The following is a 22,394-nucleotide window of genomic DNA, read 5'->3' on the forward strand; positions in this document are numbered from 1 at the left end:
TGAAATAAATTGATCTGCCACAGGTTCTGGACAGATAGTTGTGCTTCCTGGGCAGATGAACATTGCCGACCCCGCCTTCGTCAGTTAATAACAATGCTCATATAAAGAATAAGGTTTTTGCAACCAAAACAGAAGGACGCCATGAATCGTTTTATTATGGCCAATAGCCAGCAGTGTCTGGGATGCCATGCCTGCGAGGTCGCCTGCGTAATGGCTCACAATGATGAGCGACATGTCCTGACGCCACAGCGCTATCAGCCCCGAATTACTGTCATCAAACATCAGCACCAGCGCAGCGCGGTCACATGTCACCATTGCGAAGATGCGCCCTGCGCCCGTAGCTGTCCGAACGGCGCGATCGCGCATATTAACGACAGCGTGCAGGTCAATGCGCAGAAGTGCATCGGCTGTAAATCCTGCGTCGTCGCCTGCCCATTCGGCACCATGCAGATGGTATTGACGCCCGTCGCGCCAAACCAGTTCAAAGCCAGCGCGCATAAATGCGATCTGTGTCAGGGACGTGAACAGGGTCCGGCCTGTGTGGAAAATTGCCCGGCGGATGCGCTGCAACTGGTCACCGAAGACTCGTTGACCCGTCTGGCTAAAACGCGACGGCTGCGTACCGCCCGGCAGGAGATTCGCCCCTGGCATACCGTGGATACACAACACCGTGGGACAGCAAGCAGCAAAGTCGAGCGTATGCAGGCGACGCCGCCGCGCGGCGAACCGGATAAACTGGCGATTGAAGCGCGTAAAACCACCTTTGAGGAAATTTATCTGCCGTTTCGCGCCGCGCAGGCGGAGCGTGAAGCGGCCCGCTGCCTCACATGCGGGGAACACAGTATCTGCGAATGGACCTGTCCGCTGCATAACCATATTCCCCAGTGGATCGAACTGGTGAAAGCCGGCGATATTGATGCGGCGGTAGAGCTTTCCCACCAGACCAACTGTCTGCCGGAAATTACCGGGCGCGTCTGTCCGCAGGATCGGCTATGCGAAGGCGCGTGTACACTCCGCGATGAGTATGGCGCGGTTACCATCGGCAACATTGAGCGCTATATCTCCGATCGCGCTCTGAGCAAAGGCTGGCGTCCCGACCTGTCGGACGTACAGAAGAGCGATAAGCGCGTGGCGATTATCGGCGCGGGGCCGGCAGGTCTTGCCTGCGCTGACGTGCTGGCGCGCCATGGCGTAAGCGCCACCGTCTACGATCGCCATCCGGAAATCGGCGGTTTGCTCACCTTTGGTATTCCGGCTTTCAAACTGGATAAATCTCTGCTGGCGCGCCGTCGGGAAATCTTCAGCGCGATGGGGATTCGTTTCGAGCTTAACTGCGAAGTAGGGAAAGATATTTCTCTGGAGACGCTGCTGGAAAGTTATGACGCCGTCTTTGTCGGGGTAGGAACCTATCGTTCCATGAAGGCTGATTTACCGAATGAAGACGCGCCGGGGGTATATGATGCGTTGCCATTCCTCATCGCCAATACCAAACAGGTGATGGGGCTTCCGGCGTTGCCTGACGAGCCGTTTATTGATACTGCGGGCCTTAACGTGGTTGTGCTGGGCGGCGGTGACACCGCAATGGACTGCGTACGTACGGCGCTGCGTCATGGCGCTGCTAACGTCACCTGCGCTTATCGCCGCGATGAGGCCAATATGCCGGGGTCGAAAAAAGAGGTGAAAAACGCGCGGGAAGAGGGCGCGAACTTTGAATTTAACGTTCAGCCGGTTGAGTTGGTGCTGGATACGCACGGGCGCGCCAGCGGTATTCGCTTTTTGCGTACGCGGCTTGGCGAACCGGATGGTCAGGGGCGACGCCGCCCGGTACCTGTACCGGACAGCGAGTTCGTGATGCCGGCGGATGCGGTCATTATGGCGTTTGGTTTTCATCCGCATGGTATGTCGTGGCTGGAATCGCATGGCGTGAAGGTGGATAACTGGGGACGTATTGCCGCCAGCGTCGAGAGCGAGTTTCGTTACCAGACATCCAACCCGAAAATCTTCGCCGGCGGCGATGCGGTGCGTGGCGCCGATCTGGTGGTGACAGCGATGGCAGAAGGCCGACATGCCGCACAGGGGATACTCGACTGGTTAGCTAAATAAGCGTATTTGTAGGCCGGTTAAGGCCTGGTACGGTTAAATGATTGAGTGATAAAAAATCTTAAACTTATTGGCTAACCTTATTCCGTTTGCAGAAATGTTGACGCTCGCAGGGCTGGACGCCCTGCGATAAACATTTTCCCGTCGGGTCGATGTTTAACAGGCCTGATGAGGCCAATCTTAGTATTGAAAATAGAGTGTAAATTGAAGGAAGGGACACTATCAGAATCCCTTCTTAGAGCCTATTCCATTAGGGCTATTTTACTTGCCATTTTGGACCTGGGCAGTGCTCGCCAAAACGCGTTAGCGTTTTGAACGCCGCTTGCGGCGGCCCGAAGGGCGAGCGTAGCGAGTCAAACCTCACGTACTACGTGTACGCTCCGGTTTTTGCGCGCTGTCCGTGTCCAAACTGGCTGCGCCAATAACGCCTGGTGGGATAGGCTCTTAATTTTTATTTTAAGGAACCATATATCTGGTCAACAATCCAGCCATACGTCGCCGCAGGTAATAATCCACTGACAAAAACATTTGGATTCACTTTAGGATTTGCTACCGGCGAGTGCGGCCTGTTACCTAAAATCACAATCGCCATATGATTAACCGGATCGATAGACGTCAGCGTTCCGGTCCATCCGGTATGTCCATACGTTTGCGGACTGGCTAATACCCCGAACGTGGGGGTCATTGAGGCGTTGCCGTTAACGCGCCACCCCAGACCAAAGGTAGCGTCTTGTGGCGAGCGGCGAGTAAACTGCGCAACCGTTTTGTTGTCGAATAGCTTCACGTTACCGTAGCCGCCCCCATTGAGCATGACTTGCATTAACACAGCCATATCATGGGTGTCAGAAAACAGTCCGGCGTGTCCTGAAACGCCGCCCATTGAGTACCAGGCTTTTTCGTCATGCACCTGGCCCCATAGTGTATTGGTGCGAATATTGGGGAAATGAATCACGCCGTCACGCGTATTGCCGTGTAGTTCCGTTGCGGCGATTTGCGGCGGCGTGAAGCCTTTCATCAGCGGGTTAAAGACGGTATGTTTTAATCCGAGCGGTTTATAAATGGTGGTTTCGACGTAGCGATCTAATGGCATTGCCGTTATCGATTCAATGATAAAACCAAGAATCATATAATCCACGTCGCTGTAGATATGCTTCGACCCAGGTTGATATTCCAGCGGTGTCTTTTTAATCATCTCCAGAGTAGTGCTTTTACTCTGTGAAAATAATTTACCGGCGACGTTTTTATTGGGATATTGTGGGTCGGCAGGAAAGCCCGCGACGTGATGAAGAATATCAATAATGCGGAGTTTATCTTTGCCTTTTATTTTATCCCCAGGCATATCCTTAAAGCCGGGGATATATTTTGATACCAAATCATTGACATCTATTTTTCCTTCATACACCAGATTTTGCAATGCAAAGTTAGTGGCATACATTTTTGTGTTTGAAGCCAGGTCATACATCGTGTTAGTGGTCGCCCGAATGGGATGGGCTAACAGCGTGGAACCGTCATATTTTTTAGCATAGCCCCAGGCTTTTTGTAGAACAATATGATTATCTTTTATCACCAGAAGATTGATGCTGGGATATCCGGCATCAATTTGATTTTGAATCCAGCCATCAAGTCGGTGAAGTTTTTGGCTATCAAACCCCACCTGATCAGGGCTCGCGGTGGTCAATACCGGATACTCAACGGCAAAAGCTGAAAGGGAAAACGTCAGTAGAACCGTCGCAACGAGAGTAAATTTCATGATGATTCCCTCAGTCTCACTCCGGCCGTCAAATCATATCGCGAGCATGGACTCTGCGGCCCGGAGAAGCAGAATATGGTCATGGCAGTGACAGAAAAATATGGCTGTACATCCGTTCAGTCGGCATTAAGGATTAACCCTTCAGCAGACAAAACCGGCCTCACGGCGTAATATTAATGCTCTTTTTACACCCTGGAGCCAGCATGTCGCAAACCATTACGCTTATTAAGGATAAAATTCTTTCTGATAATTATTTTACTCTGCGCAACATTACCTATGACCTGACCCGTCGTAATGGCGAGGTTATCCGTCACAAGCGTGAGGTTTACGATCGCGGGAATGGCGCAACCATTCTGCTTTACAACTCAACTAAAAAAACCGTGGTTCTGGTTCGCCAGTTTCGCGTGGCGACATGGGTCAATGGTAATCAAGACGGTATGTTAATTGAAACCTGCGCTGGCCTGCTTGATAACGACGAGCCGGAGGTCTGTATCCGTAAAGAGGCCATTGAAGAGACAGGGTATGACGTTGGTGAGGTACGCAAGATATTTGAGCTGTATATGTCGCCAGGCGGCGTCACGGAGCTGATTCATTTCTTCATTGCCGAATATCATGATAGCGAGCGTGCCAGCATCGGCGGCGGCGTGGAGGACGAAGAGATTGAGGTGCTTGAACTGCCGTTTTCCCGGGCGCTGGAAATGGTGCGCTCAGGCGAGATTCGGGACGGTAAGACCGTGTTATTGCTTAACTATTTACAGACGTCTCATCTAATGGACTGAAAAAAAAGAAATATATTTCTTTACACAAAAAAGACCAATCCGATAAATCTGATTGAGAACCCTGAGGCGCGCAAGGAAGATACCGCCTTAGCTGTGTTGTTCTGAATCTGGGGTTGTTCCGTTCATGCGCTACCGCGTTATTCTTTTTTGTCTGTTTGGCCTGTTGCCGGTCCAGCTACTGTGGGCTGCGCCAGCGCAACGGACTTTTTCCGACTGGCAGGTCACCTGCAATAACCAAAATTTTTGCGTAGCGCGCAATACTGGCGAACATCATGGGCTGGTGATGACATTAAGCCGCAGCGCCGGGGCGCGTACCGATGCGGTACTGCGTATCGATCGTGGCGGTTTGGCGCCGCCCGACGCTAAAGAAGCCGCAATTGCGCCTCGCTTATTGCTGGATGGCAAACCGCTTTCGTTCAACAGTCCACACTGGCGCGTGTCGCCCTGGCATCTCATGACCGGCGATCCTGCCACCATTACCGCATTTTTACAGACGATTCAGGATGCGCAGGCCATCACCTTAAAAAACGGCGTTCAGACGCTTTCGCTGGCGGGATTAAAAGCGGCATTACTGTTTATCGACGCGCAACAAAAACGTGTGGGCAGCGAAACCGCCTGGATTGAAAAAGGAAACGAACCGCCGCTCAGCGTGCCCCCGGCACCGGCATTAAAGGGGATCGCCGTTATTAATCCAACGCCCGTACCGCTGAGTGAGGAAGAACGCGACGATCTGCTGGACTACGCAGCATGGCGGGTAAACGGCATTCGTTGTTCGCTTGACCCGCTGCGTCGCGAGACGCAGGTCAGCGCGTTGACGGATGATAAAGCGTTATTGATTGTTAACTGCGAAGCCGGCGCCTATAACACTATTGATCTCGCCTGGGTAGTTTCACGCAAAAAAACGCTCGTCTCGCGCGCCGTACGTTTGCGGCTGCCATTTAATCGCGGCGTCGAAAGTAATGACATGGAGTTGATGAACGCCTTCTTTGACGAGAAAACGCGTGAACTGGTGACGTTGGCGAAAGGGCGGGGGTTAACCGACTGCGGTATCCAGACGCGCTGGCGTTATGATGGCGATCGTTTTCGTCTGGTGCGTTATGCCGAAGAACCGAGCTGCGATAGCTGGCACGGGCCGGATGCCTGGCCTACGCTGTGGATCACGCGTTGAATCCTGGTTGTTATCCCCTTTTCAGAATAGGGATACACCTATTGAGGTTTCATTTATGGTATAGAGATTGCTACGTTACGGTAGGATTGTTACTTTACCCGATAGCCTCACCACAGCAGGAAATAGTATGAAAATAAATAATGGCCCCGTATTATGCCCCCATTGTGGCTGCCTGAGCGCTTATTATGAAATAGATCGGCTGGCGGCGATAAGAGAAAAAGTGAATAAAGAAGGCGGATCAGCGGCGTGGGATTCAACATTGCAGGCGCATAAAAAAAAGGCCTTTTGCCTGATGTGCCATAAATCCATTGATGAGGTCGTCATCGGGCAGTCAGATGCGCCTGAGTCTACGAAGTAATTTTGCACAGCCTACAGAACAGGTCTGCAGACTGTGCAAAGTCTGTGTTGCTAACTAACGCTCGCCTTAGCCTTTGATGTTCAGCACCCGGCGGGCTTTTTCTACAATATTTTCCACGGTAAAGCCAAAATACGGGAACAGTTTGTCAGCCGGGGCGGATTCACCGTATCCCGTCATGCCGATAATTGCGCCTTTTAGGCCAACATATTTATACCAGTAGTCGGCTATACCGGCTTCCACCGCGACGCGGGCGGTCACGTGCGCCGGTAGTACTGATTCGCGATATGCCTCGTCCTGCGCATCGAAAATATCCGTTGAAGGCAACGACACCACGCGAACGTTATGCCCCTCGCCAGTCAATTTTTCCGCCGCCTGGAGGGTAATTTCCATTTCCGATCCGGTAGCGATCAGAATGATATCCGGCTTGCCGCCGCTATCTTTCAGAATATAACCGCCGCGGGCAATTGCTTTCACCTGTTCCGGCGTGCGTTCCACCTGCGCCAGATTCTGCCGCGAGAGAATCAGCGCCGTCGGCCCGTGCTGACGTTCAATTGCCAGCTTCCAGCCGACCGCCGCCTCAACCTGATCGCAGGGACGCCAGGTGCTGAAGTTTGGCGTTAAGCGCAGGCTCGCCAGTTGTTCCACGGCCTGGTGCGTCGGGCCATCTTCGCCCAAACCGATGGAGTCGTGGGTATAGACCATAATCTGCCGGGCTTTCATTAAGGCCGCCATACGCGCCGCGTTACGCGCATATTCGACAAACATCAGAAACGTGGCGGTATACGGTACAAAGCCGCCGTGATGGGCGATGCCGTTGGCAATGGCGGTCATGCCGAATTCGCGCACGCCATAGTGGATATAATTACCTGCCGGATCCTCTTTCAACGAGGTCGAACCTTTCCAGATAGTCAGGTTGCTTGGCGCCAGATCCGCCGATCCGCCTAACAGTTCCGGCAACAGGGGACCATAGGCATTGAGCGTATTTTGCGATGCTTTACGGGTGGCGATTTTGGCCGGATTAGCCTGCAAGTCGTTAATAAATTTTTGCGTGGCGGATTCCCATGTCTCCGGCAGTCCGCCGCTCATCCGGCGGGTAAACTCTGCGGCCAGCTCAGGATAAGCCTTCTCATAAGCAGCAAACTTTTCCTGCCACTGCTGCTGCGCTTTCTCGCCTTTTTCACGGCCATCCCACGCGCGGTAAATTTCTTTTGGGATCTCAAACGCCGGATGATGCCATCCCAGCTTCTGGCGAGTCAGCGCCACCTCTTCTTCGCCCAGCGCCGCGCCGTGCGACTCCTCCTTCCCGGCTTTATTCGGCGAGCCAAAACCTATCACCGTCCGACAGATAATTAGCGAAGGTTTATCTTTTACGCTCTGGGCTTCGAGAATGGCTTTTTTCACCGCCTCCGGATCGTGCCCATCAATGTCATGCACGACATGCCAGTGGTAGGCTTCAAAACGTTTGGCGGTATCGTCGGTAAACCAGCCTTCGGTTTCGCCATCAATGGAGATGCCGTTGTGATCGTAAAAGCCGATCAGTTTGCCCAGTCCCAGCGTACCAGCCAGCGAACACACCTCATGCGAGATCCCCTCCATCAGACAGCCGTCGCCCATAAAGACATAGGTGTAGTGGTCGACAATCTCATGGTCCGGCCGGTTGAACTGTGCGCCTAACGTACGCTCGGCAATCGCCAGCCCGACGGCATTCGCCAGCCCCTGGCCCAGCGGCCCGGTGGTGGTTTCAACGCCGGGCGTATAGCCAATCTCCGGGTGACCTGGCGTTTTAGAGTGCAGTTGACGGAAGTTTTTTAGCTCCTCCAGCGGCAGGTCATAGCCGGTTAAATGCAGCAGACTATAGAGCAGCATGGAGGCGTGACCGTTGGAAAGGATAAAACGGTCACGGTCATACCAGGTCGGATCGGTGGGGTTATGTTTAAGAAAATCGTTCCATAGCACTTCAGCGATATCCGCCATCCCCATCGGCGCGCCGGGGTGCCCGGAATTGGCTTTTTGAACGGCATCCATGCTCAGCGCACGAATCGCATTGGCAAGGTCTTTACGGGACATAAATCACTCCATGCAAGGTTTATAGTTTGGCGGCAAGCAGGTCTTCCAGTTTGCGCTGGTCAACGGCGAAAAGGCGGATACCTTCCGACAGCTTCTCTACGGCCATCGCGTCCTGATTATGTTCCCAGCGGAACTCCGCTTCCGTCATTGGCGTAGGACGGTGGAACATCTGCGAGGAAGGCACCAGTTTACGGATCACCGGTTCTTCTTTTTCTTTCAGCTCTTTAAGCAGGTTAGGGGAGATAGTCAGTCGATCGCAGCCGGTTAGCGCGAGGATTTGCTCAGTACGGCGGAAACTTGCGCCCATCACGATGGTTTCATAGCGATGTTGTTTAAAGTAATCGTAGATATTGCGTACCGATTTCACGCCGGGATCTTCCTCCACGACATACGGCTCCAGCGGACTACGCGCCTGATACCAGTCGTAAATTCGGCCCACGAACGGAGAGATTAAATAGACGCCCGCTTCGGCGCAGGCGCGCGCCTGGGCAAAAGAGAACAACAACGTCAGGTTGCAATTAATGCCTTCTTTTTCGAGCTGCTCGGCGGCGCGAATACCTTCCCAGGTCGCGGCGAGCTTGATCAGAATGCGTGATTTATCAACATTCTGCTGCTGGTAGAGATCCACCAGATGGCGTGCTTTCTCGATACTTTTTTCTTTATCGAACGATAACCGCGCGTCGACTTCAGTGGAGACGCGACCGGGAATACTTTTCAGTATTTCCGCGCCAAAATTAACCGCCAGTTTATCGCTGGCTGCCGCAACCTGCTGTTCCTGCGTACCGCCGTGTTTTTTCCCCCAGGCAATCGCATCCTCAATCAAATGACCATACTGCTCAAGCCCGGCGGCTTTTAACAGTAAAGAGGGATTTGTCGTGGCATCCTGCGGCTGGTAGTGGCGGATGGACTCAATGTCGCCGCTGTCGGCGACGACGGTAGTGAATTGTTTGATGCCGTCTAGCTGGTTCATAGGAAATACTCCTTGAAAAGTAAAGTGTTAGATGAGTGTGTTGATTCACACTTCTGAAAGATTGATACACTACATAACCAAAAAGCATAGCAGACAGGCATGGTATTGCTGGTATAAGCAGGTAACATGGCCGTTATAAGTTGATAACAAACTCTTGCGCTGCGTCGTGATAGTTTGCAGACCTTCAAAGTTTGTGTTGCGCAGTACGGTGATAATGTGCGGCGCACCAGGCCGCGTCACTTTTTGAACGATACGTGAAAGGAACAACAAGATGGATGAGCAGTTAAAACAAAGCGCCCTTGATTTCCACGAATTTCCGGTACCCGGTAAAATTCAGGTTTCTCCGACTAAGCCCCTTGCCACCCAACGCGATCTGGCGTTGGCTTACTCGCCAGGCGTGGCGGCACCCTGCCTGGAAATCGAAAAAGATCCGCTGGCAGCCTACAAATACACCGCGCGCGGCAACCTTGTCGCGGTCATTTCCAACGGTACAGCGGTGCTGGGGTTAGGCAACATTGGCGCGCTGGCCGGCAAGCCGGTCATGGAAGGCAAAGGCGTTCTGTTTAAAAAATTCGCCGGCATCGATGTGTTTGACATTGAAGTCGATGAGCTTGATCCGGACAAATTTATTAATGTGGTCGCAGCGCTGGAGCCGACCTTTGGCGGCATTAACCTCGAAGACATTAAAGCGCCGGAATGTTTCTATATTGAGCAGAAACTGCGCGAGCGCATGAACATCCCGGTTTTCCATGACGATCAGCACGGAACGGCGATCATCAGTACGGCCGCCATTCTTAATGGCCTACGAGTCGTAGAGAAAAATATTTCCGACGTGCGGATGGTCGTCTCCGGCGCAGGGGCGGCGGCAATCGCTTGTATGAACCTGCTGGTCGCGTTGGGGATGCAAAAGCACAACATCGTGGTGTGCGACTCTAAAGGCGTTATTTACAAAGGCCGTGAGCCGAATATGGCGGAGACCAAAGCGGCCTATGCGGTAGACGACAGCGGCAAGCGCACGCTGGATGAGGTCATTGACGGCGCGGATATTTTCCTCGGCTGTTCAGGCCCGAAAGTGCTGACTCAGGAGATGGTGAAGAAAATGGCCCGCGCGCCAATGATTCTGGCGCTGGCTAACCCGGAACCGGAAATTCTGCCGCCGCTGGCGAAAGAAGTGCGCCCGGACGCCATTATCTGTACCGGTCGTTCCGACTATCCGAACCAGGTGAACAACGTATTGTGCTTCCCGTTTATCTTCCGCGGCGCACTGGACGTCGGCGCGACGGCGATCAACGAAGAGATGAAACTGGCGGCGGTCCGTGCGATTGCCGAGCTGGCGCACGCCGAACAGAGCGAAGTGGTGGCCTCGGCCTATGGCGATCAGGACCTGAGCTTTGGGCCGGAATACATTATTCCGAAACCGTTTGACCCGCGTCTGATTGTCAAAATCGCTCCGGCGGTCGCGAAAGCGGCAATGGATTCCGGCGTGGCGACGCGCCCGATTGCTGACTTTGATGCCTATATCGATAAACTGACCGAGTTTGTCTACAAAACCAACCTGTTCATGAAGCCGATCTTCTCGCAGGCACGCAAAGATCCGAAGCGCGTAGTGCTGCCGGAAGGGGAAGAGGCGCGCGTGCTGCACGCAACCCAGGAGTTGATCACCCTGGGGCTGGCGAAACCCATCCTGATCGGGCGTCCGAGCGTGATCGAAATGCGTATCCAGAAACTGGGGCTACAGATCAAAGCGGGCGTTGATTTCGAGATCGTGAATAATGAATCCGATCCGCGCTTCAAAGAGTACTGGAGCGAGTATTACCAGATCATGAAGCGTCGCGGGGTAACTCAGGAACAGGCGCAGCGTGCGATGATCGGCAACCATACGGCCATTGGCGCGATCATGGTGCAGCGTGGGGAAGCGGATGCGATGATCTGCGGCACCATCGGCGACTACCATGAGCATTTCAGCGTCGTGAAAGCCGTCTTTGGCTACCGTGACGGCGTGCATACGGCAGGGGCGATGAACGCCTTACTGCTGCCAAGCGGCAACACTTTTATCGCCGATACTTATGTTAACGAAGATCCCACGCCGGAACAGTTGGCGGAGATCGCCGTAATGGCGGCGGAAACCGTTCGCCGCTTTGGTATTGAGCCGAAAGTCGCGCTGTTGTCGCACTCTAACTTTGGTTCCTCAAATTCGCTGTCCGCCAGCAAAATGCGCGAAACCCTTGAGCGGGTACGCGAACGAGCGCCCGATCTGATGATTGACGGTGAGATGCACGGTGATGCGGCGTTGGTGGAAAGTATTCGTAATGACCGGATGCCGGATAGCCCGCTGAAGGGAGCCGCCAATATTCTGGTGATGCCGAATATGGAAGCCGCCCGCATTAGTTACAACTTACTCCGCGTCTCCAGTTCCGAAGGCGTCACGGTCGGTCCGGTCCTGATGGGCGTGTCTAAACCGGTACATGTATTAACGCCGATCGCCTCTGTACGCCGTATCGTGAATATGGTGGCGTTAGCGGTAGTTGAAGCGCAAACCACGCCGCTTTAATAACGCATTACTCTCTTCTGGCGCAGGTTCTCCTGCGCTTTTTTATGCGCCGCTGGGCTTCGCCATGGCATGAAAGGCTCAGGTGGGGATATTCTGGAACCTATTGCGTTACCCCTACTTATTTCACTGAATCTGTACGATGCACAAATCGAGTGATACGCATTATTTTTATCGATGGTAATAATACAAAGAATAGCCGGTGGGTATTTATTTCGGAACAGGCTTAAATTCAGAATGACGCCTGAAAATGTGATGCACTACGATATTTATCGTTAACACCTTCGACAGAAGTCCCTTTTATTTTCTTTCTCTTAGTGATCTACCTCACCTTTTACATCACCTTGCCGAATTTTGTTATTTACTCCGACAAAAAATTGCCACGATGACGGCAGTTTCAGTGGAGACGGTGAGCAATGAATAAAGAACGCATTATTCAGGAATTTGTGCCGGGCAAACAGGTCACTCTGGCGCATCTCATTGCGCACCCTGGTGAAGAACTGGCGAAAAAGATCGGCGTTCCCGATGCTGGCGCGATTGGCATTATGACCTTAACGCCGGGGGAAACGGCCATGATCGCTGGCGATTTAGCGATGAAGGCTGCGGATGTACACATCGGTTTTCTCGACAGATTTAGCGGCGCGCTGGTGATTTATGGCACCGTCGGCGCAGTAGAAGAAGCGCTATTACAGACGGTCAGCGGGCTGGGGCGATTATTAAACTTTACCCTGTGTGAGTTAACAAAAAGTTAATTGGTGGCGGTAATGAAACGTATTGCTTTTGTCGGCGCGGTCGGTGCCGGAAAGACAACGCTTTTTAACGCGTTACGGGGAAATTATTCCCTCGCCAGAAAAACACAGGCCGTGGAATTTAATGATCATGGCGATATCGATACGCCGGGTGAATATTTTAGCCATCCCCGTTGGTATCACGCCTTAATTACCACGTTGCAGGATGTGGACACGCTGATTTATGTCCACGCGGCAAACGATAAAGAAAGTCGCTTACCTGCCGGGTTATTGGATGTTGGAACCCGTAAACGACATATCGCCGTTATCAGCAAAACGGACATGCCGGATGCCGACGTCGCCGCTACGCGGCAGTTGCTTTGCGAGATTGGATTCCGGGAGCCGATTTTCGAGCTCAACGGCCACGACCCGCAAAGCGTGCGGCAGTTGGTGGATTATCTGGCGGCTCTCAGTGAACAGGAGGAAGAGGCAGGTGAAAAAACTTATCACAGCTAACGATATTCGTGCGGCCCACGCCCGCGGCGAACAGGCGATGTCGGTAGTGCTGCGCGCCAGCATTATTACCCCGGAGGCTCGCGAAGTGGCGGAACTACTGGGCTTCACGATTACCGAATGCGACGAGTCCGTTCCGGCATCCACATCGGCGCAGGCGTGTAAAAGCGAAAGCCAGCGCATTCGGGAAGCCATCATCGCGCAGCTCCCGGAAGGGCAGTTTACTGAAAGCCTGGTGGCGCAGTTGATGGAAAAAGTGCTGAAGGAAAAGCAGTCGCTGGAACTGGGGACGATGCAGCCGAGCTTTACCTCCGTCACGGGTAAAGGCGGCGTGAAAGTCATTGACGGCAGCAGCGTGAAATTTGGCCGCTTCGACGGCGCCGAACCGCACTGCGTCGGCTTAACCGATCTGGTTACAGAGCAGGATGGTAGCAGCATGGCCGCCGGGTTTATGCAGTGGGACAACGCCTTTTTCCCGTGGACGCTGAACTACGACGAAATCGACATGGTGCTGGAAGGCGAACTGCACGTACGCCATGAAGGCGAAACCATGATTGCCAAAGCCGGAGATGTGATGTTCATCCCTAAAGGCTCCAGCATTGAATTTGGCACGCCAACGTCCGTGCGCTTTCTGTACGTCGCCTGGCCTGCAAACTGGCAATCCGTATGAACGATTTCATCACCGAAACGTGGCTCAGAGCGAATCATACGCTCAGCGAAGGATCGGAGATCCATCTGCCCGCTGATGCACGACTGACGCCCTCGGCCCGGGAACTGCTGGAAAGTCGCCGCCTGCGCATTAAGTTTCTGGATCCGCAAGGCAGGCTGTTTGTCGATGATGACGAACAGCAGCCGCAGCCGGTACATGGCTTAACCAGTAGCGATACGCACCCACAGGCATGCTGTGAACTGTGCCGCCAGCCGGTGGTGAAAAAGCCCGATACGCTGACCCATCTGACGGCGGACAAAATGGTCGCCAAAAGCGACCCGCGCCTCGGCTTTCGCGCCGCGCTCGACAGCGCCATCGCGCTGACCGTGTGGCTACAAATCGAACTGGCGGAACCCTGGCAGCCGTGGCTTTTCGATATCCGCTCGCGGCTGGGCAACATTATGCGCGCCGACGCTATAGATGAACCGCTGGCGGCGCAGTCTATCGTCGGGCTCAACGAGGATGAGCTGCATCGGCTTTCCCACCAGCCGCTGCGCTATCTCGACCACGATCACCTGGTGCCGGAGGCTAGCCACGGTCGCGATGCGGCGCTGCTTAATCTGCTGCGAACCAAAGTCCGCGAAACGGAAACCCTCGCCGCACAAGTGTTTATTACCCGTAGTTTTGAGGTCTTGCGCCCGGACATTTTACAGGCGCTGAACCGTCTCTCCAGCACGGTTTACGTGATGATGATTTTGAGCGTGGCGAAACATCCGCTGACGGTCGCCCAAATTCAACAACGGTTGGGAGAGAAGCCATGATCATTGAACGCGCCCGCGAACTGGCGGTACGCGCCCCCGCCAGAGTCGTCTTTCCTGATGCGCTGGACGAACGCGTGCTGAAAGCGGCGCATTACCTGCAACAGTACGGTCTGGCTCGCCCCGTTCTGGTCGCCAGTCCGTTTGCGCTGCGTCAGTTTGCCCTGAGTCATCGTATGGCGATGGATGGCATTCAGGTCATCGACCCACACAGCAACCTGAGTATGCGCCAGCGTTTTGCGCAACGCTGGCTCGCCCGTGCCGGAGAAAAAACGCCGCCGGACGCAGTGGAAAAGCTTAGCGACCCGCTAATGTTCGCTGCCGCCATGGTGAGCGCCGGTGAGGCTGATGTGTGTATCGCAGGCAACCTGTCGTCAACGGCGAACGTGCTGCGCGCAGGGCTGCGGGTGATTGGCCTGCAACCCGGGTGCAAAACATTATCGTCTATTTTCCTGATGCTGCCGCAGTATGCCGGTCCGGCATTAGGGTTCGCCGATTGCAGCGTAGTGCCGCAGCCGACGGCGGCGCAGCTGGCGGATATCGCTCTCGCCAGCGCCGACACCTGGCGGGCCATTACCGGCGAAGAGCCGCGCGTGGCGATGCTGTCATTTTCAAGCAACGGCAGCGCCCGTCACCCCAATGTTGCCAACGTGCAGCAGGCGACAGAGCTCGTTCGCGAACGTGCGCCGCAACTGCTTGTGGACGGTGAATTGCAGTTTGACGCCGCTTTCGTACCGGAGGTCGCCGCGCAAAAAGCGCCTGACAGCCCGCTGCAAGGCCGCGCCAACGTGATGATTTTCCCGTCGCTGGAGGCGGGCAATATTGGCTACAAAATCGCTCAGCGTCTGGGAGGCTATCGCGCTGTTGGGCCGCTAATTCAGGGGCTTGCCGCGCCGCTTCACGACCTCTCCCGAGGCTGTAGCGTGCAGGAAATTATCGAACTGGCGTTGGTGGCAGCCGTGCCGCGCCAGGCTGACGTGAGCCGCGAACGCAGCTTACACACACTGGTTGAATGAACGGTCCCGTTCTGGACCCCTTTAATGAGAGGAAAACACGATGGAAGCATTAGGAATGATTGAAACCCGGGGCCTGGTTGCGCTGATTGAGGCCTCAGATGCGATGGTAAAAGCCGCACGCGTGAAGCTGGTCGGCGTGAAGCAGATTGGCGGTGGCCTGTGTACGGCTATGGTGCGTGGCGACGTGGCGGCGTGCAAAGCCGCAACCGATGCTGGCGCCGCTGCGGCGCAGCGCATTGGCGAGCTGGTCTCTGTACACGTGATTCCACGCCCGCACGGCGATCTGGAAGAAGTGTTCCCGATCAGCTTCAAAGGCGACAGCAACATTTGATGGTAGGCCGGATAAGACGCGCAGCGTCGCCATCCGGCATGAATGCGCGCCATTGCCTGATGGTGCGCAGATTCAAGGCCTACGACCCAACGGGCAATCCATGGAGGCGGATATGAAACTGGCAGTCGTCACAGGACAAATCGTATGTACCGTCCGCCATCAGGGACTGGCGCATGACAAATTGCTGATGGTGGAAATGATCGATGCCCAGGGCAACCCCGACGGGCAGTGTGCCGTCGCTATCGACAGTATCGGGGCGGGAACCGGAGAGTGGGTACTGCTGGTCAGCGGCAGTTCCGCACGCCAGGCGCATCGCAGCGAATTATCACCGGTCGATCTGTGCGTCATTGGCATCGTCGATGAAGTGGTGGCTGGCGGGAAAGTGGTTTTCCATAAATAGGACTGAACATCATGAATCAACAGGATATTGAACAGGTGGTGAAAGCGGTACTGCTGAAAATGAAAGACAGCAGCCAGCCGGCCAGCACTGTTCATGAGATGGGCGTTTTTGCCTCCCTGGATGACGCAGTGGCGGCAGCAAAACGGGCCCAGCAGGGGCTGAAGAGCGTGGCGATGCGCCAGCTTGCCATTCATGCCATTCGCGAAGCGGGCGAAAAACACGCCCGAGAATTAGCGGAGCTTGCCGTCAGCGAAACCGGCATGGGACGCGTTGACGATAAATTTGCTAAAAACGTGGCGCAGGCGCGCGGCACGCCGGGCGTCGAGTGTTTATCTCCGCAGGTGCTGACCGGCGATAACGGCCTGACGCTGATTGAAAATGCGCCGTGGGGCGTGGTGGCCTCGGTCACGCCGTCCACCAATCCGGCGGCGACGGTGATTAATAACGCCATCAGCCTGATTGCCGCAGGCAACAGCGTCGTGTTTGCCCCGCATCCGGCGGCGAAAAAGGTCTCTCAGCGGGCAATCACCCTCCTCAATCAGGCGGTGGTCGCCGCCGGCGGCCCGGAAAATCTGCTGGTCACCGTGGCGACCCCGGATATCGAAACCGCCCAGCGGCTGTTCAAATATCCCGGTATTGGCCTGCTGGTGGTGACTGGCGGCGAAGCGGTGGTGGACGCGGCGCGTAAACATACTAATAAACGCCTGATCGCCGCCGGTGCCGGTAATCCCCCGGTGGTGGTGGATGAGACCGCCGACCTGCCGCGCGCTGCACAATCCATCGTCAAAGGCGCGTCGTTTGATAACAACATCATCTGTGCCGACGAAAAAGTGCTGATTGTGGTGGATAGCGTCGCCGACGAGCTGATGCGTCTGATGGAAGGTCAGCACGCGGTGAAACTGACTGCCGCTCAGGCCGAACAGCTCCAGCCGGTGCTGCTGAAGAATATCGATGAACGCGGTAAAGGCACCGTCAGCCGTGACTGGGTCGGTCGTGACGCGGGCAAGATCGCCGCAGCCATCGGCCTGAACGTCCCGGATCAAACGCGCCTGCTATTTGTGGAAACGCCCGCTAACCATCCGTTCGCGGTGACCGAACTGATGATGCCGGTGCTTCCTGTCGTACGCGTTGCCAACGTTGAAGAAGCCATTGCGCTGGCGGTCCAGCTTGAGGGCGGCTGCCACCACACCGCGGCAATGCACTCGCGCAATATCGACAATATGAACCAGATGGCGAACGCCATTGATACCAGTATTTTCGTCAAAAACGGTCCGTGCATTGCTGGTCTCGGACTGGGCGGTGAAGGCTGGACCACCATGACCATCACCACGCCAACCGGCGAAGGGGTGACCAGCGCGCGTACCTTTGTGCGGCTGCGTCGATGCGTGCTGGTGGATGCGTTTCGCATTGTATAAGGGATGACTCATGGCGCACGACGAACAACTCTGGCTCACCCCAAGACTGCAAAAAGCGGCGGCCCTGTGTAACCAGACGCCCGCCGCCAGCGATACACCGCTGTGGCTGGGCGTCGATTTGGGCACCTGCGACGTGGTGTCGATGGTGGTCGACGGCAACGCCCAGCCGGTGGCGGTATGCCTTGACTGGGCCGACGTTGTGCGTGACGGCATCGTCTGGGATTTCTTCGGCGCCGTCACCCTCGTGCGCCGCCATCTCGACACCCTTGAACAGCAGCTCGGCTGCCGCTTTACCCACGCGGCGACCTCGTTCCCGCCGGGCACCGACCAGCGTATTTCGAACAACGTGCTGGAGTCTGCCGGGTTAGAAGTCAGCCACGTACTGGATGAGCCGACGGCGGTGGCGGATCTGCTGGCGCTTGATAATGCAGGCGTGGTGGATATTGGCGGCGGCACTACCGGCATTGCCATCGTCAAACAGGGCAAGGTGACTTACTCCGCCGATGAAGCCACTGGCGGGCACCATATCTCCCTGACGCTGGCGGGCAACCGCCATATTCCCCTGGAAGAGGCGGAACAGTACAAGCGCAGCAATGCGCAGGAGATTTGGCCAGTAGTGAAGCCGGTGTACGAAAAGATGGCGGAGATCGTTGCTCGCCACATTGAAGGGCAAGGAATTGCTGATTTATGGCTGGCGGGCGGTTCCTGTATGCAGCCGGGCGTGGAGGCGTTATTTCGCCAGCGTTTCCCGGAGTTACAGGTGCATTTGCCGCAGCACAGCCTGTTTATGACCCCGCTGGCGATAGCCAACAGCGGGAGAGCGAAAGCGGAGGGACTCTATGCAAGCTGAACTACAGACGGCGCTATTTCAGGCATTCGACACCCTGAATCTGCAACGGGTGAAAACGTTCAGCGTACCGCCGGTCACGCTGTGCGGACTTGGGGCGCTCGGCGCCTGCGGCCAGGAAGCGCAAGCGCGAGGCGTAAGCCATCTGTTTGTGATGGTCGACAGCTTCCTGCATCAGGCGGGAATGACCGCGCCGCTGGCACGCAGCCTGGCGATGAAAGGCGTGGCGATGACGGTCTGGCCGTGTCCGCCAGGCGAGCCGTGCATCACCGATGTTTGCGCGGCGGTGGCGCAACTGCGTGAGGCGGCGTGCGACGGCGTAGTGGCCTTTGGCGGCGGTTCGGTGCTGGACGCGGCGAAAGCGGTCGCCCTGCTGGTGACTAACCCTGACCAGACGCTGAGCGCCATGACCGAGCACAGTACATTACGCCCGCGTCTGCCGCTGATTGCGGTGCCGACCACCGCCGGAACCGGTTCAGAAACCACCAACGTGACGGTGATTATCGACGCGGTCAGCGGGCGCAAGCAGGTGCTGGCGCACGCGTCACTAATGCCGGACGTGGCGATTCTTGATGCTGCCGTGACCGAAGGCGTTCCGCCAAACGTGACGGCGATGACCGGTATCGATGCGCTGACGCATGCGATTGAGGCCTACAGCGCGCTCAACGCCACGCCGTTTACCGACAGCCTGGCGATTGGCGCGATAGCAATGATTGGCAAATCGCTGCCGAAAGCCGTGGGTTACGGCCACGATCTGGCGGCGCGTGAAAATATGTTACTGGCCTCCTGTATGGCGGGAATGGCTTTTTCCAGCGCCGGTTTGGGGCTGTGTCATGCGATGGCGCACCAGCCAGGGGCGGCGCTGCATATTCCGCACGGCCAGGCCAACGCCATGCTGCTGCCAACGGTCATGGGCTTTAACCGGATGGTATGCCGCGAACGCTTCAGTCAAATCGGCCGGGCGTTAACCAATAAGAAATCGGACGATCGCGATGCAATTGCGGCGGTGAGCGAGCTGATTGCCGAAGTAGGGCAGAGCAAACGGCTGGCTGACGCTGGCGCCAAACCCGAACACTACAGCGCGTGGGCGCAAGCCGCGCTGGAGGATATTTGTCTGCGCAGTAACCCACGCACCGCCACACAGGCACAGATTATCGACCTGTACGCGGCTGCCGGGTAATGCCTGTAGGCCGGATAAGGTGCTCGCACCGCCATCCGGCAATAACACGGCGTTAATGCCGGAGGCGACGTAAACGTCTTATCCGGCTTACAAATCAAAAATGACAGGGAGTAGGGGCTATGGGAATTAACGAAATCATCATGTACATCATGATGTTCTTTATGCTGATTGCCGCCGTGGACAGAATCCTGTCGCAGTTCGGCGGGTCGGCGCGCTTCCTCGGTAAATTTGGCAAGAGTATCGAGGGGTCTGGCGGCCAGTTTGAAGAGGGCTTTATGGCGATGGGCGCGTTGGGACTGGCGATGGTCGGTATGACCGCGCTGGCGCCGGTGCTGGCGCATGTACTGGGGCCGGTTATTATCCCGGTATACGAAATGCTGGGCGCGAACCCATCCATGTTCGCGGGTACGCTGCTGGCCTGTGATATGGGCGGATTCTTCCTCGCCAAAGAGCTGGCCGGCGGTGATGTCGCGGCGTGGCTATACTCAGGGTTAATACTTGGGTCGATGATGGGGCCGACCATTGTGTTCTCCATTCCGGTGGCGCTCGGCATTATCGAACCGTCTGACCGCCGCTACCTGGCGCTTGGCGTACTCGCGGGTATCGTCACCATTCCCATTGGCTGCATTGCGGGGGGATTGATCGCCATGTACTCAGGCGTGCAGATCAATGGTCAGCCAGTGGAGTTTACCTTCGCGCTGATCCTGATGAACATGATCCCGGTATTGATTGTCGCGGTGCTGGTAGCGCTGGGGTTGAAGTTCATCCCGGAAAAAATGATCAACGGTTTCCAGATTTTCGCCAAATTTCTGGTGGCGCTGATCACCATCGGTCTGGCGGCTGCGGTGATTAAATTCCTGTTGGGCTGGGAGTTGATTCCGGGGCTCGACCCGATCTTTATGGCGCCAGGCGACAAACCCGGCGAAGTGATGCGCGCCATTGAAGTGATCGGCTCTATCTCCTGCGTGCTGCTCGGCGCGTATCCGATGGTGCTGTTACTGACCCGCTGGTTTGAAAAACCGTTGATGAATGTCGGTAAGCTGCTGAACGTAAATAATATTGCGGCGGCAGGCATGGTAGCGACCCTGGCGAACAATATCCCGATGTTCGGCATGATGAAGCAGATGGATACCCGCGGCAAAGTGATTAACTGCGCATTTGCCGTCTCTGCGGCGTTCGCGCTGGGCGACCATTTAGGCTTCGCCGCCGCCAACATGAACGCCATGATCTTCCCGATGATTGTCGGCAAGCTGATCGGCGGCGTGACGGCGATTGGCGTGGCGATGATGCTGGTGCCGAAAGATGACGCCGCCCAGGTGAAAACCGAAGCGGAGGCGCAATCGTGAACACTCGCCAGCTACTGAGCGTCGGTATCGATATCGGCACCACCACCACGCAGGTGATCTTCTCGCGCCTGGAGTTGGTTAACCGTGCGGCGGTGTCGCAGGTGCCGCGCTACGAATTCATCAAACGCGACATTAGCTGGCAAAGCCCGGTCTTCTTTACGCCCGTGGATAAGCAGGGCGGTCTGAAAGAGGCCGAACTTAAAGCGCTGATTCTGGCCCAGTATCAGGCCGCAGGCATCGCGCCTGAATCGGTGGACTCAGGGGCTATCATTATCACCGGCGAAAGCGCCAAAACCCGCAACGCCCGTCCGGCGGTCATGACGCTCTCGCAGTCGCTGGGCGACTTTGTGGTCGCCAGCGCCGGGCCGCATCTGGAATCGGTCATTGCCGGTTACGGCGCCGGAGCGCAAAGCTTGTCTGAGCAGCGGATGTGCCGGGTGCTGAATATTGATATCGGCGGCGGCACGTCTAACTACGCGCTGTTTGACGCGGGAAAAGTCAGCGGTACCGCTTGCCTTAACGTCGGTGGTCGCCTGCTGGAAACCGATGCTCAGGGGCGCGTGGTTTATGCCCATCAGCCGGGGCAGATGATTATCGATGAGGTGTTCGGTTCGGGTACTGATGCTCGCGCCTTAGCTGCCGCACAGTTGGGGCAGGTGGCGCGGCGGATGGCGGATCTCATCGTCGAGGTTATCACTGGCGCGCTCTCGCCGCTGGCGCAATCGCTGATGCAAACCGGGCTGCTGCCCGCCGATATTACGCCGGAGGTGATCACCCTTTCCGGTGGGGTAGGTGAATGCTACCGCAACCAACCTGCCGATCCGTTCTGCTTTTCTGATATCGGGCCGCTGCTGGCGACCGCGCTGCATGAGCACCCGCGTCTGCGCGAGATGAACGTGCAGTTTCCGGCGCAAACCGTGCGCGCCACGGTGATTGGCGCGGGGGCCCATACGCTGTCGCTTTCCGGCAGTACTATCTGGCTGGAAGACGTCCAACTGCCGCTGCGCAACCTGCCGGTGGCGATCCCGCAGGATGACGCCGATCTGGTGAACGCCTGGCGGCAGGCGCTTCTCCAGCTTGATCTCGACCCGCAAACCGACGCTTACGTGCTGGCGCTTCCCGCCACGCTTCCGGTGCGTTACGCCGCATTACTCACGGTCATCAACGCGCTGACGGCTTTTGTCGCGCGTTATCCCAATCCACATCCCCTGCTGGTGGTGGCCGAGCAGGATTTTGGTAAAGCGCTGGGCATGTTATTGCGCCCACAGTTACCGCAACTTCCGCTGGCGGTCATCGATGAGGTGGTCGTGCGGGCGGGAGACTATATCGACATTGGTACGCCTCTTTTTGGCGGATCGGTTGTGCCGGTGACGGTGAAATCACTCGCATTTCCTTCCTGAGGGAACGACTT

Annotated in this window: 20 protein-coding genes; 17 read left to right on the top strand and 3 right to left on the bottom strand. The window is 56.0% G+C overall.

Going from position 1 to position 22,394, the window contains the following annotated elements; all coding sequences use genetic code 11:
* Nucleotides 1–141: 141 nt before the first annotated feature.
* The gene (gene aegA / locus HV477_RS08555) at nt 142–2,103 is read left to right on the top strand and encodes a formate-dependent uric acid utilization protein AegA (protein WP_023260533.1); all 1,962 of its coding nucleotides are present in this window, start codon (nt 142–144) and stop codon (nt 2,101–2,103) included.
* Between the two features lie 448 nt (nt 2,104–2,551).
* On the opposite strand, the gene pbp4b is transcribed toward aegA, so the two are convergent.
* Nucleotides 2,552–3,850, bottom strand: a complete 1,299-nt coding sequence (gene pbp4b, locus HV477_RS08560) for a penicillin binding protein PBP4B (RefSeq protein ID WP_175064950.1) — start codon at nt 3,848–3,850, stop codon at nt 2,552–2,554.
* Nucleotides 3,851–4,053: 203 nt separating this feature from the next.
* Here pbp4b and nudK point away from each other — a divergent pair, with 203 nt between their 5' ends.
* The 3 genes from nudK (at nt 4,054) to HV477_RS08575 (ending at nt 6,155) form a co-directional block, all read left to right on the top strand.
* On the top strand, nt 4,054–4,629 hold the full coding sequence (nudK, locus tag HV477_RS08565; RefSeq protein ID WP_000084037.1) for a GDP-mannose pyrophosphatase NudK: 576 nt from the start codon (nt 4,054–4,056) through the stop codon (nt 4,627–4,629).
* Between the two features lie 124 nt (nt 4,630–4,753).
* The gene (locus HV477_RS08570; RefSeq protein WP_001270671.1) at nt 4,754–5,797 is read left to right on the top strand and encodes a DUF1176 domain-containing protein; all 1,044 of its coding nucleotides are present in this window, start codon (nt 4,754–4,756) and stop codon (nt 5,795–5,797) included.
* Between the two features lie 127 nt (nt 5,798–5,924).
* On the top strand, nt 5,925–6,155 hold the full coding sequence (locus HV477_RS08575; protein WP_000700635.1) for a hypothetical protein: 231 nt from the start codon (nt 5,925–5,927) through the stop codon (nt 6,153–6,155).
* A 66-nt stretch (nt 6,156–6,221) separates the two neighbouring features.
* Here the strand turns inward: HV477_RS08575 and tkt are convergent, their stop codons facing one another.
* Together tkt and tal are read right to left on the bottom strand one after the other, a co-directional pair.
* Nucleotides 6,222–8,222, bottom strand: coding sequence for a transketolase (gene tkt, locus HV477_RS08580; RefSeq protein WP_000087331.1), 2,001 nt, complete (start codon nt 8,220–8,222; stop codon nt 6,222–6,224).
* A gap of 19 nt (nt 8,223–8,241) precedes the next feature.
* Nucleotides 8,242–9,192, bottom strand: a complete 951-nt coding sequence (gene tal / locus HV477_RS08585; RefSeq protein WP_061676219.1) for a transaldolase — start codon at nt 9,190–9,192, stop codon at nt 8,242–8,244.
* 271 nt (nt 9,193–9,463) lie between these two features.
* Between tal and maeB the strand changes: the two genes are divergently transcribed.
* The 13 genes from maeB to eutA all read left to right on the top strand — a co-directional run bounded on the left by maeB (nt 9,464) and on the right by eutA (nt 22,383).
* Nucleotides 9,464–11,743 carry an NADP-dependent oxaloacetate-decarboxylating malate dehydrogenase gene (gene maeB / locus HV477_RS08590; protein ID WP_000344299.1) on the top strand — a complete coding sequence of 760 codons (2,280 nt, stop codon included), beginning with the start codon at nt 9,464–9,466 and terminating at the stop codon, nt 11,741–11,743.
* Between the two features lie 413 nt (nt 11,744–12,156).
* A complete protein-coding gene (eutS, locus tag HV477_RS08595; RefSeq protein WP_001031445.1) occupies nt 12,157–12,492 on the top strand; it encodes an ethanolamine utilization microcompartment protein EutS in 336 nt (111 codons plus the stop codon).
* Nucleotides 12,493–12,504: 12 nt separating this feature from the next.
* Entirely contained in the window at nt 12,505–12,984 is a 480-nt protein-coding gene (gene eutP, locus HV477_RS08600; RefSeq protein WP_000820751.1) for an ethanolamine utilization acetate kinase EutP, read from the top strand.
* Nucleotides 12,962–13,651, top strand: coding sequence for an ethanolamine utilization acetate kinase EutQ (gene eutQ / locus HV477_RS08605; protein WP_000733867.1), 690 nt, complete (start codon nt 12,962–12,964; stop codon nt 13,649–13,651). Before eutP ends, eutQ begins: the two co-directional genes overlap by 23 nt.
* On the top strand, nt 13,648–14,451 hold the full coding sequence (gene eutT / locus HV477_RS08610; RefSeq protein WP_000997656.1) for an ethanolamine utilization cob(I)yrinic acid a,c-diamide adenosyltransferase EutT: 804 nt from the start codon (nt 13,648–13,650) through the stop codon (nt 14,449–14,451). Before eutQ ends, eutT begins: the two co-directional genes overlap by 4 nt.
* Entirely contained in the window at nt 14,448–15,464 is a 1,017-nt protein-coding gene (pta, locus tag HV477_RS08615; RefSeq protein WP_000582929.1) for a phosphate acetyltransferase, read from the top strand. The genes eutT and pta overlap by 4 nt, the downstream gene beginning before the upstream one ends.
* A 40-nt stretch (nt 15,465–15,504) precedes the next feature.
* The gene (eutM, locus tag HV477_RS08620; protein WP_000387716.1) at nt 15,505–15,795 is read left to right on the top strand and encodes an ethanolamine utilization microcompartment protein EutM; all 291 of its coding nucleotides are present in this window, start codon (nt 15,505–15,507) and stop codon (nt 15,793–15,795) included.
* A gap of 112 nt (nt 15,796–15,907) precedes the next feature.
* On the top strand, nt 15,908–16,195 hold the full coding sequence (eutN, locus tag HV477_RS08625; RefSeq protein WP_001522340.1) for an ethanolamine utilization microcompartment protein EutN: 288 nt from the start codon (nt 15,908–15,910) through the stop codon (nt 16,193–16,195).
* 11 nt (nt 16,196–16,206) lie between these two features.
* Nucleotides 16,207–17,610 carry an aldehyde dehydrogenase family protein gene (locus HV477_RS08630; protein WP_079898996.1) on the top strand — a complete coding sequence of 468 codons (1,404 nt, stop codon included), beginning with the start codon at nt 16,207–16,209 and terminating at the stop codon, nt 17,608–17,610.
* Nucleotides 17,611–17,620: 10 nt separating this feature from the next.
* Nucleotides 17,621–18,460, top strand: a complete 840-nt coding sequence (gene eutJ / locus HV477_RS08635; RefSeq protein ID WP_079898997.1) for an ethanolamine utilization protein EutJ — start codon at nt 17,621–17,623, stop codon at nt 18,458–18,460.
* Complete coding sequence (gene eutG, locus HV477_RS08640; protein ID WP_001147501.1) at nt 18,450–19,637, top strand: ethanolamine utilization ethanol dehydrogenase EutG; 1,188 nt, start codon at nt 18,450–18,452, stop codon at nt 19,635–19,637. Before eutJ ends, eutG begins: the two co-directional genes overlap by 11 nt.
* A 119-nt stretch (nt 19,638–19,756) precedes the next feature.
* Nucleotides 19,757–20,983 (top strand): ethanolamine utilization protein EutH, encoded by a 1,227-nt coding sequence (gene eutH, locus HV477_RS08645; protein ID WP_000512357.1) that lies wholly within the window; start codon nt 19,757–19,759, stop codon nt 20,981–20,983.
* Nucleotides 20,980–22,383 (top strand): ethanolamine ammonia-lyase reactivating factor EutA, encoded by a 1,404-nt coding sequence (gene eutA, locus HV477_RS08650; RefSeq protein ID WP_001097530.1) that lies wholly within the window; start codon nt 20,980–20,982, stop codon nt 22,381–22,383. The genes eutH and eutA overlap by 4 nt, the downstream gene beginning before the upstream one ends.
* Nucleotides 22,384–22,394: the final 11 nt, after the last annotated feature.

This window comes from Salmonella sp. SG203, assembly GCF_013350575.1.
GTDB lineage: Bacteria > Pseudomonadota > Gammaproteobacteria > Enterobacterales > Enterobacteriaceae > Salmonella > Salmonella enterica.

What these genes read in the sequence shown, in the direction of transcription:
- aegA (WP_023260533.1), top strand. Translation starts at nt 142, where the DNA reads ATGAATCGTTTTATTATGGCCAATAGCCAGCAGTGTCTGGGATGCCAT.
- pbp4b (WP_175064950.1), bottom strand. Translation starts at nt 3,850, where the DNA reads ATGAAATTTACTCTCGTTGCGACGGTTCTACTGACGTTTTCCCTTTCA.
- nudK (WP_000084037.1), top strand. Translation starts at nt 4,054, where the DNA reads ATGTCGCAAACCATTACGCTTATTAAGGATAAAATTCTTTCTGATAAT.
- HV477_RS08570 (WP_001270671.1), top strand. Translation starts at nt 4,754, where the DNA reads ATGCGCTACCGCGTTATTCTTTTTTGTCTGTTTGGCCTGTTGCCGGTC.
- HV477_RS08575 (WP_000700635.1), top strand. Translation starts at nt 5,925, where the DNA reads ATGAAAATAAATAATGGCCCCGTATTATGCCCCCATTGTGGCTGCCTG.
- tkt (WP_000087331.1), bottom strand. Translation starts at nt 8,222, where the DNA reads ATGTCCCGTAAAGACCTTGCCAATGCGATTCGTGCGCTGAGCATGGAT.
- tal (WP_061676219.1), bottom strand. Translation starts at nt 9,192, where the DNA reads ATGAACCAGCTAGACGGCATCAAACAATTCACTACCGTCGTCGCCGAC.
- maeB (WP_000344299.1), top strand. Translation starts at nt 9,464, where the DNA reads ATGGATGAGCAGTTAAAACAAAGCGCCCTTGATTTCCACGAATTTCCG.
- eutS (WP_001031445.1), top strand. Translation starts at nt 12,157, where the DNA reads ATGAATAAAGAACGCATTATTCAGGAATTTGTGCCGGGCAAACAGGTC.
- eutP (WP_000820751.1), top strand. Translation starts at nt 12,505, where the DNA reads ATGAAACGTATTGCTTTTGTCGGCGCGGTCGGTGCCGGAAAGACAACG.
- eutT (WP_000997656.1), top strand. Translation starts at nt 13,648, where the DNA reads ATGAACGATTTCATCACCGAAACGTGGCTCAGAGCGAATCATACGCTC.
- pta (WP_000582929.1), top strand. Translation starts at nt 14,448, where the DNA reads ATGATCATTGAACGCGCCCGCGAACTGGCGGTACGCGCCCCCGCCAGA.
- eutM (WP_000387716.1), top strand. Translation starts at nt 15,505, where the DNA reads ATGGAAGCATTAGGAATGATTGAAACCCGGGGCCTGGTTGCGCTGATT.
- eutN (WP_001522340.1), top strand. Translation starts at nt 15,908, where the DNA reads ATGAAACTGGCAGTCGTCACAGGACAAATCGTATGTACCGTCCGCCAT.
- HV477_RS08630 (WP_079898996.1), top strand. Translation starts at nt 16,207, where the DNA reads ATGAATCAACAGGATATTGAACAGGTGGTGAAAGCGGTACTGCTGAAA.
- eutJ (WP_079898997.1), top strand. Translation starts at nt 17,621, where the DNA reads ATGGCGCACGACGAACAACTCTGGCTCACCCCAAGACTGCAAAAAGCG.
- eutG (WP_001147501.1), top strand. Translation starts at nt 18,450, where the DNA reads ATGCAAGCTGAACTACAGACGGCGCTATTTCAGGCATTCGACACCCTG.
- eutH (WP_000512357.1), top strand. Translation starts at nt 19,757, where the DNA reads ATGGGAATTAACGAAATCATCATGTACATCATGATGTTCTTTATGCTG.